Genomic DNA, 13,108 nt, shown 5'->3' with positions numbered 1-13,108 from the left:
CGATGAAACTCCGACCCAAATATAGACTGGTAGAACACTTTGCCGAAATAGATGACCCTCGCATCGAACGAACAAAACGGCATAAACTCATTGATATTCTAACGATTGCCATCTTAGCCGTCATTTGTGGAGCAGAAGGTTGGGTAGCCATGGAAAGTTTCGGCAAGGCTAAACATCAATGGCTAAAAAAAATTTTGGAATTGCCGAATGGCATCCCCTCCGACGATACGTTTGCGCGTGTATTTGCTAGTCTGAATCCAGAGCAATTTCAAGACTGTTTTCTGCATTGGGTCAAAAGTATAGCGGAGGTAAGTGAAGGAGAAGTGATAGCGATTGACGGCAAAACCCTTCGCCACTCCTATGACAATGCCAACGGAAAGGGCGCAATTCAGATGGTAAGTGCATGGGCAACAGCAAATCGTCTAGTACTAGGACAGTGCAAGGTGGAAAGCAAATCGAATGAAATCACGGCGATTCCTAAACTCCTGAAAATGCTAGAGGTCAAAGGTTGTATCGTAACGATTGATGCCATGGGAACTCAGACAAAGATTGCCCAACAGATAGTAGGGCGAGGGGGAGATTATGTTTTGGCATTGAAAGGCAATCAAGGTAATTTATGTGAGGATGTTGAACAATTATTTGCTCATGCTCAATCGGTTAATTTTGTGGGAATTAAGCATGATTTTCATCAAACAATAGACAAGGGACATGGACGGATTGAAATTCGCCGTTGCTGGACGATGGAACAAACAGAATTTTTGCTGGGTGGGGAGAAATGGGCAAAGTTGACGAGCATCTGTATGATTAAAGCGGAGAGACGATTGAAAGACAAAACAGAGTATGAGACTCGCTACTATATCAGTAGCCTGCCGAGTAATGCTCAAAAATTATCCCAATCTGTTCGTAGTCATTGGTTGATAGAAAACTCTTTACATTGGGTTCTAGACTTGGCCTTCAACGAGGATGCTTGTCGCATTCGTAAGGATTTTGCTCCTGAGAATTTAGCCGTCTTACGCCATATCGCTCTTAACTTGCTCACAAAGGAAAATACTCTGAAACTTGGTATCAAGAATAAACGGCTACGCGCTGGTTGGGACGAGGACTATCTCCTTAAGGTTTTACTCGGATAAGATGCGTTTGCCCTGGCTCCTTTGCCGATGGATACCAAATCTTTTAGGGTCTGACGTTCTTCTTGACTTAATCGGACAATATAGGTCTTGAGCATGGTTACTTAGGGCTTGCTGAAAAAAGCTGAAACCTTTACGGAGAAAAATAGTAGGCGAATTAAGAACCGCTAGAATGCACGAAAATAGGGTAGAATGCCTCAAAACCATTGCATTAAGAAGAGAGAAAGCAGATGTACCGAAAGCAACAGTACTCAATTGAAACACCAGAAAACTTGAAAAATCTGTTCGGCGGGCAGTTAGACGAAGAAAATCGTTGGATAGAAATGTCAAAAATGATTCCCTGGGAAGAATATGAGGAAGAATATGCAAAAAACTTCACAGAAAAAAAAGGAGCCCCAGCCAAATCATTTAGAATGGCATTAGGAGCATTAATTATCAAAGAAATTTCAGGAAAAAGTGACAGAGAAACAGTAGAACAAATAAAAGAGAACCCTTATTTACAGTACTTTATAGGAATGGAAAGCTATAGTAGCAAAGAAGCATTTAATGCGTCAATGATGGTTCATTTTCGTAAAAAAATAGGAATGGAATTAATAAATAAAATTAATAAAGAAATAGAAAAAAAGCGACGGGTGTAGCGTCAGAAAAAAAAGAAAATGAAGGAAAGTTATTGTTAGATGCGACTTGTACACCAGCAGATATAAAATATCCAACGGATATAGGAATATTGAATGATGCCAGAGAAAAAACAGAAAAAATAATAGATAAGCTGTATGAAGAAATAAAAGAGAAAAGGAAAGAAAAGCCGAGGACTTATAGGGAAGTGGCAAGAAAAGAGTACTTAGCCATAGCAAAAAAACGTCGTGTGTCAAAAAAAGAAAGAAGAAAAGGAACAAAAAAACAACTAGGATATATAAAAAGAAACTTGTCTCATATAGAAAAAATGATAGAAGAGGGAGCAAAGTTAGAAAAACTAACGAAAAAAGAGCAAGAAGAGCTTGTAACGATAGGAAAAGTGTATGAGCAACAGTTAGAAATGTATGAAAAAAAGACAAATAAAGTAGAAAACAGAATTGTGAGTGTAAGCCAACCTCACGTGCGTCCAATAGTGCGTGGAAAAGCGGGAAAAGCAGTAGAGTTTGGAGCTAAAATATCGGCAAGTAATGTGAATGGCTTTGTCTTCTTAGACAAATTAAGTTGGGATAATTACAACGAATCGGGAGATTTACAAGCGCGAATAGAAGAATATAAAAGGGAAACAGGATGTTATCCGGAATCGGTTCATGTGAATAAAATCTATCGAACAAAAGCGAATCGAGCTTATTGTAAAGAAAGGGATATAAGAATGAGTGGTCCCCGATTGGGAAGACCGCCGAAAGAGGTGAGCAAAGAAAAAAAGAAAGAGGCACGCTCAGATGAAAGAGTGCGTAATGCCATTGAGGGTAAATTCGGACAGGGAAAGAGGAAATTTAGTCTTGGTCGAGTGATGGCCAAACTACCTGAGACCTCGGAAACGGTAATTGCGATGAACTTTTTGGTAATGAATCTTTCTACTCTACTTCAGAAGACAAAAAGTAAAAAGTTGTAGAGTCGTTTTTCTTGTGAAAAATGGTGTTAATTTTCCTCTCTTTTGTGAGGAGTGATTTGTGTTGACCTTTTTAGACAGAAAGGAACAATAGATTAAACAAAATCTGTATTTTGATTTGTTTCCATAAGGATAAGTTATCTATGCTTTTTCAGTCCATACTTCCCTAACCCACATTTCTTTCGCTTTTTGACTTTTTCAGCAAGCCCTACTTATTACGATATACTTGGCACGGTCATGGATTGAGATTTTCGCCCCCTGAATCCCCCAATGCTGGGGGACTTTGAAACCGATAAATAGAGAATGGTTCCCCCAAAACTTGGGGGGCTAGGGGGGCTGAACTAAAAAACGCAAATTATCACCGTGCGAGGTATATCTGTTGAGGTAATGAATAGCCTCTCCATTTTCCCTCAAATTCACAATCTTTAGCTTGACAGACCACTAGGGGATGAGGTAAAAGAGACGCTTGTGCTTGACGATGGATTCTATCGCTGATTTAGAACAGGGGTTTTAATAAACAGGTGGCTTAATCAATTTTAGAGTAGTGTTAAGCAGTTTGCCCTCTAAAACACCGACAGGTAAGGAGTTTAACCCCCTTGATCGTCAAGCTTGCAGAATAGGACACGATGCCATATAAAGGCAATCTAAACCCAGTAATTCCAAATTCAAACGGCAACATGGAATACAGATATAATCTCACTTTTATGAAGGCAAGAGAGATTAAGCTAATTTCTGAGATTTTCTGCATTCTCTCCTCGAATCTTTGCCTCTTGGGGAGTCAGTAACCGGCAAATAAACTTGATCAATCACTAAATAGGGCTTGCTGAAAAAAGCTGAAACCTTTACGGAGAAAAATAGTAGGCGAATTAAGAACCGCTAGAATGCACGAAAATAGGGTAGAATGCCTCAAAACCATTGTATTAAGAAGAGAGAAAGCAGATGTACCGAAAGCAACAGTACTCAATTGAAACACCAGAAAACTTGAAAAATCTGTTCGGCGGGCAGTTAGACGAAGAAAATCGTTGGATAGAAATGTCAAAAATGATTCCCTGGGAAGAATATGAGGAAGAATATGCAAAAAACTTCACAGAAAAAAAAGGAGCCCCAGCCAAATCATTTAGAATGGCATTAGGAGCATTAATTATCAAAGAAATTTCAGGAAAAAGTGACAGAGAAACAGTAGAACAAATAAAAGAGAACCCTTATTTACAGTACTTTATAGGAATGGAAAGCTATAGTAGCAAAGAAGCATTTAATGCGTCAATGATGGTTCATTTTCGTAAAAAAATAGGAATGGAATTAATAAATAAAATTAATAAAGAAATAGAAAAAAAGCGACGGGTGTAGCGTCAGAAAAAAAAGAAAATGAAGGAAAGTTATTGTTAGATGCGACTTGTACACCAGCAGATATAAAATATCCAACGGATATAGGAATATTGAATGATGCAAGAAAAAAAACAGAAAAAATAATAGATAAGCGATATGAAGAAATAAAAGAGAAAAGGAAAGAAAAGCCGAGGACTTATAGGGAAGTGGCAAGAAAAGAGTACTTAGCCATAGCAAAAAAACGTCGTGTGTCAAAAAAAGAAAGAAGAAAAGGAACCAAAAAACAACTAGGATATATAAAAAGAAACTTGTCTCATATAGCTGGACAGTGGGAAGTTCTCGAGCAGGGTAAGTGAGAAAAGAAAATCGGACATGCGATACCCAAGAGTGCCGTTATGTCCGAAACTGGCTGATATAGAAAATCGATAGCCAGTGCTATCTATCAATTATGCAACTATGTCAGCGACTAGAGCAAATCCTAGAGAATCTCCGTCCCGCCTTTAGCCGAGAAGCAACGTACCAATGGTTTATCCTATTAGCCTGGGGAGTAGTGCTCAACAGCCAACCGAGCGCAATAACAAGCTATGTCAATGCCTTAGGGTTAACAGAGAGCTACTACCATCAGGCACTACATTGGTTTGAATCCAAGGCATTTAACGTCAAAGGACTGACCTTGGGATGGTCGAAGTGGGTAAGTCAGCATGAAAATCTATATCGAATCAAGGAAAAACGAGTGTATGTGGGGGATGGAATCAAAGTGGGGAAAGAAGGGCGCAAGATGCCAGGGGTAAAACGACTACACCAAGAATCCGGAAATGTGGCGAAGCCAGAATGGATAAGGGGGCATTACTTCAATGCCTTGAGTGTTTTGGTGGGAGCAGGAAAAGCCTGCTTTGCCTTGCCCTTAGTGTTGCGGCTAGACGATGGCATCAAGTCCAAAGCAACGGCAAAGGAAGGGAAAAAAGGCAGCAAAAAAGAGAAGACTACTCTAGTCACGAAAATGGGGGAGCTTTGCACTACCTACGCAGAGGCGGGAAGCTATGTGATTTTGGATGCTTACTTCGCTTGTGGAGCAGTGCTCAAAAGTTTTCGCCAAAATGCCTTGCATCTCATCACCCGAGTGCGTTGCTCTACAGTGGCATATGCTCCCTTTTCTTCCGTTCCGACCTTGAGGGGGAAAGGACGACCACGGCTTTGGGGGAGTTCAATAAAACTAGAAAGCCTGTTTGCTCTTGTGGAGGATTTTCCCACCGCTAAAGTCTGGCTCTATGGTCAACAAGTCTCCGTTTCTTATCAGTGCTTTGAGTTCCACTGGGATAGTCCCCATCAGCTCGTTAAGTTTGTCCTCACCCAATTGCCCAACGGACAAAGACTGATTCTGCTTTCTACTGACCTCTGTTTGACTGGACCTGAGATTATTGCCGCTTACGGTCTCCGATTTAAGATTGAAGTCACTTTTCGTCAATTAATCCATCTTTTGGGCGGCTTTGCCTATCGTTTTTGGCTTAAGGCTCTTCCTACTTTACCGACCTGGCCTAGCAATCTTATCCTCCCTGACTATCCCCAAACTGTTCAGACTCAGATTTTAAACAAAGTAGAAGCCTTTGAGCGTTTTGTTAATCTTCATGTCATTGTTCTCGGCTTACTTCAAATTCTTTCCTTAGAGTTACCCCAGGGGATTTGGGCTAATTTCCCTCGCTGGTTTCGGACTCTACCCTCCCATGGCTATCCTAGTGAACGCATTGCTCAACTAGCCATCCAACATCAAGCCCCAATGATTTTTCCTCAAAGTCCACCTAGTGGCACGTCAACTTTATTTTGATGGGTTGCTAGATTCTCAAAGCCTTGCCAAAATAGACTTACGGGTTCTTGTAGCCCCTCATTTCAAGATTGACAGACCACTAGTCTGCTTTTGCCTAAATTCCTTGCCGCTAAACTTGACCCTTTTCCAAGTCCTGATAGACTTACTTTGGCCGCATAGTCATTACCTTCTCTGCCATCCATAAACTTCCCACTGTCCAGTCATACAGAAAAAATGATAGAAGAGGGAGCAAAGTTAGAAAAACTAACGAAAAAAGAGCAAGAAGAGCTTGTAACGATAGGAAAAGTGTATGAGCAACAGTTAGAAATGTATGAAAAAAAGACAAATAAAGTAGAAAACAGAATCGTGAGTGTAAGCCAACCTCACGTGCGTCCAATAGTGCGTGGAAAAGCGGGAAAAGCAGTAGAGTTTGGAGCTAAAATATCGGCAAGTAATGTGAATGGCTTTGTCTTCTTAGACAAATTAAGTTGGGATAATTACAACGAATCGGGAGATTTACAAGCGCGAATAGAAGAATATAAAAGGGAAACAGGATGTTATCCGGAATCGGTTCATGTGGATAAAATCTATCGAACAAAAGCGAATCGAGCTTATTGTAAAGAAAGGGATATAAGAATGAGTGGTCCCCGATTGGGAAGACCGCCGAAAGAGGTGAGCAAAGAAAAAAAGAAAGAGGCACGCTCAGATGAAAGAGTGCGTAATGCCATTGAGGGTAAATTCGGACAGGGAAAGAGGAAATTTAGTCTTGGTCGAGTGATGGCCAAACTACCTGAGACCTCGGAAACGGTAATTGCGATGAACTTTTTGGTAATGAATCTTTCTACTCTACTTCAGAAGACAAAAAGTAAAAAGTTGTAGAGTCGTTTTTCTTGTGAAAAATGGTGTTAATTTTCCTCTCTTTTGTGAGGAGTGATTTGTGTTGACCTTTTTAGACAGAAAGGAACAATAGATTAAACAAAATCTGTATTTTGATTTGTTTCCATAAGGATAAGTTATCTATGCTTTTTCAGTCCATACCTCCCTAACCCACATTTCTTTCGTTTTTTGACTTTTTCAGCAAGCCCTAAATAGAGCATTACGTTGATTCTAAATATTGGCATGAAACCCCTTGACCGTAAGCACTTCAGATCTTTTGTATCTTTGGCTACATTCTAAATTTGGAATTGCTGATTCCAGATGCCCAAACTTGGGTTGTTCGTATCGGCTACCGTGCCGTTCATCGCTTCGGTTCGAGGAGTCTGAAAGATAATTTATGATACAGGGATACGTCAACACAAATTATGAAGCTGTGATTTCTATTACCTTCAAAAATGGATGCAGACTTAAATCTGTTAAGGCGGTAATTGATAATTAAAACTCGCATTCCGTACTTATCGAACTATACTACGCTAGCCGCAAGGTATTTTTTAATCGTTGAGGCCTGTTCTTTGTACAAGACAGGATTTTCATAGACTCCTATATGTATATGGTAAAATTACCATGTAACCTGTATTTCCCCGCTAACCGATGTTTAACAGTCGTTATACTCTCCCCGTTGCGCTGATTGGTATGACTGCCACTATTACTGTCGTTCAAACCCCAGGGCGAACGCATCTAAAAATAATACAGATACAAGAACATTATAGAGGGATGGATAAGGGAAAATAAGGGAAAGTGCATAGAAAATAAAAGCGATGAAACTCCGACCCAAATATAGACTGGTAGAACACTTTGCCGAAATAGATGACCCTCGCATCGAACGAACAAAACGGCATAAACTCATTGATATTCTAACGATTGCCATCTTAGCCGTCATTTGTGGAGCAGAAGGTTGGGTAGGGAACTGGTATCGTCTGATCAAAGTTGGAAAAAGTTATGGTGTAAGGCTTTGAGAAAATAGAAAAATAGTTTAAGACTAGACATCGGCCCGTTTTTATTATACTATTATTATTATCATTATATCAAAGAAGAAGGCACTGGTATCGTCTAGCTAGACGATACCAGTGCCCAAAGCCTTACACCATAACTTTTTCCAACTTTGATCAGACAATACTAGTGCCGAGGTCTCCTGTAGAACCCTGATTACAACAGCTTTTATCAAGAAAAGGTCGCACCCGTTCTAGACTTGGCTTTCAATGAGGATGCTTGTCGCATTCGCAAGGATTTCGCGCCTGAGAATTTAGCCGTCTTACGTCATATCGCTCTTAACTTGCTCACAAGGGAAAATACCCTGAAACTTGGTATCAGGAATAAACGGCTACGCGCTGGTTGGGACGAGGACTATCTCCTTAAGGTTTTACTCGGATCTCGGATAAGATGCGTTTGCCCTGACGAAAACCTCAGGGCAAACGCATCTAAATTCTAGACTCCTTATCTGATAAGACTTTCAGCGTTTCATAAAAAATCAATCATGATCTCGAAAACCCTTATCCAGCCTACCTTTCAAAAATAAGATGCGTTTGCCCTGACGAAAACCTGATAAGTCTCGAAAAAGTCAAATAGTTTGGAGAATCCCTCTTTACCTAGGGTTTGCCGAATAAAGGCAGAACCTTTATCAGATAAGCTTTTCAGCCATTTTGAACACGATTAGGTGCAAGCTTATGGCATTTGAAGGCTCAAAATCCATGCACTTTGCTAGAAAATTGTGGGTTAAAATCGGAAACTGATTTCTGAAGTCACCATTTTTCGCGCCCTGTGGCATCTAGGTTCGATTTGCAGACTTATTCAGCAAGCCCTACCTATAATGCCTTTAGCTTCCTTGATGTGCAGAGATTCCCCCGATGTCAGACTTGCCCCCTTCCCTTGCCAGTTACTACCACGAGCAAACTAAATATCATCCGCAAACCCTGGCCCAGAAAAGTCGGGGACTGGATTGGGAGAGCCAACCGGCTGTCTTTAAAGAGTATAAAATTGGCACGGTCTATGATCTTAAGCCCTATCTTTCGGAGCCGATCGCGCCTGGAACGGAAGAGGAGCAATGGGCCCGTTTGTCCCGTTTGTTGGCTTGTAGTTATGGATTAACAGCAACCGTTGCCACCATCGGACAACCCATGTATCTCAGGGCGGCTCCATCGGCAGGGGGACTCTATCCAGCAGAGATTTACTTGTTATCGAGGGGAACAAAATCGCTCCCTTCTGGTTTGTACAGTTACCAACCCCAAACCCATTCCCTGGTGCATTTTTGGCAAGATACGGTTTGGTCAAAGTTACAGGAAGCTTGTTTTTATCCGGCGGTTTTGAGCAAGGTGAGTTTGGCCTTAGTGACAACTGCTATTTTTTATCGCTCTGTTTGGCGTTATGAGGATCGGGCCTATCGACGTATTTTTCTGGACACAGGCCATTTACTGGGCAATATTGAATTAGCCAGTGCGATTAATGAGTATCGACCCTATCTGCTGGGCGGTTTTCAGGATCAGGCGATCGCGGCCTTACTGTATCTGGAACCTCAACAGGAAGCAGTAATGACGGTGATTGGACTTCAGGATTACCAACAAAATCCAGCCCCTTTGGAAAGGCCAGCCCCGGCCTTACCTTCCACCATTCATCGGGATTATCCAAACCTAAAGGATGGAGAATTGCTGCCCTATTTTCATCAAACCACGGAAATTCAAACCCAGATTGCTATCCCCGCCGAAAATAAACCTCTAGAAGATAAATATAATTTTCCCTTCTGTTTGAAAATCCCCACCCAAACAAACCCGATTGATTGGCAACCAGGGTTAACTGGTTTAGAGAAAGCAATTTTACGGCGGCGATCTACCCGTGCCTATAGTGGCGCGAATCTCAGTATTGAAGAACTCAAGGCTCTATTAGACTTTACCTATCAGCCGCACCATTACCAATATCAGGAACTTGATCCCCAACCGGATTATTTTGATCTGAGTTTGATTCAAAGCTTTGTGGCCGTATCGGGGGTAAATGGACTGGAAGAAGGCTGTTATTACTATGCTCCGTTGGCTCAGGAGTTACGACAAATTCGCTTTAAAAATTTCCGACAGGAGCTTTACTATCTCTGTCTTGGCCAAGCCTTGGGACGAGATGCGGCAGCAGTGATTTTTCATACCGCAGATTTAGAGCAGGCCGTTAAGCTTTACGGCGATCGCGCTTATCGTTACCTACACATGGATGCGGGTCACTTAGGACAACGGTTAAATCTCGCGGCCATTTATCTGGAGTTAGGAGTAAGCGGCATAGGCGGTTTTTTTGATGATCAGGTGAATGAAGTACTGGGGATTCCGGCAGATGAGGCGGTGCTGTACATTACTACCCTGGGTCGTCCCCGTTATGCGAATTAGACGCTGGAAATCCATAAACTAGGCGTAATTCTTCTAACGACTCAACGGTCTTAAGGCTCGTTAAAACTGCCTCTAGAAGTTCAACTTGATCCAAGGTTTGAATTTCTGCCATTAACTGTAAACCATTGACTCCGAACTTTAACTCCAGAATGGTCGCAATGCCCGATAACAATCCAGCTTTTTTTCCTTGTTCCTCACCTCTTTTTTCACCTCTTTTTTCTCCCTCCTGCAAAATCTGACGATACCAGGGTGATTCCAGTAACACGGCCATATCCCACCTCATAATTTGTTGAACTAATTCGCTGTCTAAAACAAATGTAGCGAAAAAAGCCAGCAATGGCTCTAGCTCCTCTAAACTTTTGGTCTGTCTCAATTGTCTGAGTGCTTGCCTTACTTGAGATTCATTCCCACCTCCCTTGAGAATAGGAACAAAAGGGAGTAAAGAGGGAATCGGTTGCTCAAACACCAGTTCCACTTCTACTTCCCAAAGATTAATAACTCGATAATCCTGTCTTGCAGTTAGACCATAACAGGTTGATTGATAAAAATTGACAATTTCTACAGAAGCATGAGGAGAAGAGTTCGGCGGCAAAATGTTCACCAGCACAGGATAGGTGGGTAAGTGGTACTTTTCTTCCGCCAGGGCGGCATAGGCTCGCATCCGTCGCGGCATCTTTTCGCTGTAGCGTAGTTGTAGCTCGTTGAGGACTAAAAAGGTTTGCTGATCCTGGGGAGAATAGGTACGAATTAAAATATCGTTTTCTCGACCAATCCATTGAAAATCAGAACCCATAATTTCTTGGGCTTGTAGTTCATCGCGCTCTGTTACCCATTTTACCCAGTTGTTCGGATCGAGGCTAATTAAACGCTTGCCACCAATATCTGCTTTTTTGACCATTTCTGATTGCCACTATTTTTAACCCGGTGGCCATCCCAGGGCGCGATCGCCGAGTAAATGAAGATGAAGATGATAGACCGTTTGTCCGCCATTTTCGCCGTTATTGATGACAAGACGATAACCCTTGTCCAGTCCCAGGGTCACTGCCAAATCCTTCGCCGTTAACAAAAGATGCCCTAGTAGCATTTGATCTTCTGAGGTGGCAGCAGCCAATTGGGGTAGAGGTTTCTTGGGAATAATCAGAACATGAACCGGAGCCTGGGGATTGACATCCTTAAAAGCAAGACAAAGATCATCCTCATAGACGATCGCCGCCGGAATTTCCCGTCTAATAATTTTGCCGAAAATAGTATCACTACTCATACCAGTTATGACTCTTAAGGGTAACTTTTTAGTTTATCAGTCTTGCTGTGGGAGATAACTAGGACAAAAATTAAGAAAATGTTACAATTCGCAACGTATAATATTCAACATTGTTCATCCTACGGAGAAACGGGAAACTATCAATGCGTGTTGCGATCGCCGGAGCAGGTTTAGCAGGATTGTCTTGTGCCAAATACCTTGTCGATGCAGGGTTTACCCCCATTGTCCTAGAACGACGGGATGTATTAGGCGGCAAAGTCGCAGCGTGGAAAGATGAGGATGGAGACTGGTACGAAACCGGACTGCATATTTTTTTTGGGGCCTATCCCAATATGCTGCAATTATTTAAGGAATTAGGGATTGAAGATCGGCTTCAGTGGAAAGAACACACGATGATCTTTAACCAACCAGAAAAGCCTGGCACCTATTCCCGTTTTGATTTTCCCGATCTGCCGGCTCCCTTGAATGGAGTGGTAGCAATTCTCCGCAATAATGATTTGCTGACCTGGCCCGAAAAAATTAAATTTGGTCTAGGGTTACTACCCGCCATGATCCAGGGTCAGAGCTATGTGGAAGACATGGATTGCTATACCTGGTCAGAGTGGATGCAAAAACAAAACATTCCTCCTCGTGTGGAAAAAGAAGTGTTTATTGCGATGTCAAAGGCGTTAAATTTTATTAACCCCGATGAAATCTCGGCCACCATTTTATTAACGGCTCTGAATCGTTTTCTTCAGGAAAAAGAAGGCTCTAAAATGGCCTTTTTAGATGGTTCACCTACGGAGCGTCTCTGTCAGCCCATAGTGGATTACATCACCGAACGGGGTGGAGAAGTGCGTCTTAATGCGCCCCTAAAGGAAATTTTATTGAAGGAAGACGGAACGGTTCAAGGTTTTTTATTGCGTGGTGTAGAAGGTCAGCCGGATGAGATTTTCACTGCCGATCTTTATGTGTCTGCGATGCCCGTTGATCCCTTAAAAGTCATGGTACCGCAAGCCTGGCGCGATCGCCCTGAATTCAAAATGATTGAGGGTTTAGAGGGTGTTCCAGTCATTAATTTACACCTTTGGTTTGATCGCAAATTGACGGATATTGATCATCTCCTCTTCTCCCGCTCCCCTTTGCTCAGTGTCTATGCGGATATGAGTAATACTTGCAAAGAATACAGCAATCCTGACCGCTCAATGTTGGAATTGGTTTTAGCCCCTGCCCAGGATTGGATTAATAAGTCCAATCAGGAAATTATTGCCGCGACGATCGCCGAATTAGAGAAGCTTTTCCCCCAGCATTTTACCGGTGAGCAGCCCGCCCAGTTACTCAAATTCCATGTGGTTAAGACCCCTCGTTCTGTCTATAAAGCTACTCCCGGACGGCAAGCCTGTCGCCCCGATCAACGCACCTCGATCGCTAATTTTTATTTGGCGGGGGATTTTACTATGCAAAAATATTTGGGCAGTATGGAGGGAGCCGTGCTTTCAGGGAAACAATGTGCAGAGGTGATCTCGACGGATAATCAGCCTGTTTCAGTCAAGCCAATTCCTCAAACTGTCGGTGTTGCCTGATTTTCTCTGGCTGACAATGCTGCGGCTCTCAAAGTTCAGAACCCCGGCTTTGATGAGTGTTAATAACGCTTAAAGACAACTTTTCTGGCTTCTGACGGAAGAGAATGTCAAAAAAGACAATTTGAATGCGACAATGCTAAATGGTTAACGG

At 42.1% G+C, this 13,108-nt stretch carries 6 protein-coding genes and 5 pseudogenes; 9 read left to right on the top strand and 2 right to left on the bottom strand.

The window, feature by feature from the left end; genetic code table 11:
- Positions 1 to 2 precede the first annotated feature (2 nt).
- The 8 genes and pseudogenes from KA717_27015 (at position 3) to KA717_26980 (ending at position 10,134) form a co-directional block, all read left to right on the top strand.
- Entirely contained in the window at positions 3 to 1,130 is a 1,128-nt protein-coding gene (locus tag KA717_27015) for an ISAs1 family transposase (protein UXE59443.1), read from the top strand.
- Positions 1,131 to 1,357: 227 nt separating this feature from the next.
- A pseudogene (locus KA717_27010) lies at positions 1,358 to 2,694 on the top strand (IS5 family transposase).
- A 957-nt stretch (positions 2,695 to 3,651) separates the two neighbouring features.
- Positions 3,652 to 4,349 (top strand): annotated as a pseudogene (locus KA717_27005) (transposase).
- Between the two features lie 137 nt (positions 4,350 to 4,486).
- A complete protein-coding gene (locus tag KA717_27000; protein ID UXE59442.1) occupies positions 4,487 to 5,860 on the top strand; it encodes a transposase in 1,374 nt (457 codons plus the stop codon).
- Between the two features lie 201 nt (positions 5,861 to 6,061).
- Positions 6,062 to 6,718: pseudogene (locus KA717_26995) on the top strand (transposase).
- Positions 6,719 to 7,533: 815 nt separating this feature from the next.
- A pseudogene (locus tag KA717_26990) lies at positions 7,534 to 7,677 on the top strand (transposase family protein).
- Between the two features lie 278 nt (positions 7,678 to 7,955).
- Positions 7,956 to 8,204, top strand: a pseudogene (locus tag KA717_26985) (hypothetical protein).
- A gap of 415 nt (positions 8,205 to 8,619) precedes the next feature.
- Entirely contained in the window at positions 8,620 to 10,134 is a 1,515-nt protein-coding gene (locus KA717_26980) for a SagB/ThcOx family dehydrogenase (GenBank protein ID UXE59441.1), read from the top strand.
- Here the strand turns inward: KA717_26980 and KA717_26975 are convergent.
- On the bottom strand, positions 10,103 to 11,032 hold the full coding sequence (locus tag KA717_26975) for an Rpn family recombination-promoting nuclease/putative transposase (protein ID UXE59440.1): 930 nt from the start codon (positions 11,030 to 11,032) through the stop codon (positions 10,103 to 10,105). The genes KA717_26980 and KA717_26975 overlap by 32 nt on opposite strands.
- An 18-nt stretch (positions 11,033 to 11,050) precedes the next feature.
- Complete coding sequence (locus KA717_26970; GenBank protein ID UXE59439.1) at positions 11,051 to 11,395, bottom strand: histidine triad nucleotide-binding protein; 345 nt, start codon at positions 11,393 to 11,395, stop codon at positions 11,051 to 11,053.
- Between the two features lie 143 nt (positions 11,396 to 11,538).
- Between KA717_26970 and pds the strand changes: the two genes are divergently transcribed.
- Complete coding sequence (gene pds, locus KA717_26965; GenBank protein ID UXE59438.1) at positions 11,539 to 12,957, top strand: 15-cis-phytoene desaturase; 1,419 nt, start codon at positions 11,539 to 11,541, stop codon at positions 12,955 to 12,957.
- The last annotated feature ends 151 nt before the right edge of the window (positions 12,958 to 13,108 follow it).

It is taken from the genome of Woronichinia naegeliana WA131 (genome assembly GCA_025370055.1).
In the GTDB taxonomy this organism is placed as follows: Bacteria; Cyanobacteriota; Cyanobacteriia; order Cyanobacteriales; family Microcystaceae; genus Woronichinia; species Woronichinia naegeliana.
Note: the sequence above shows the minus strand (reverse complement) of the source record. Positions and strands in the feature narration are given on the sequence as shown.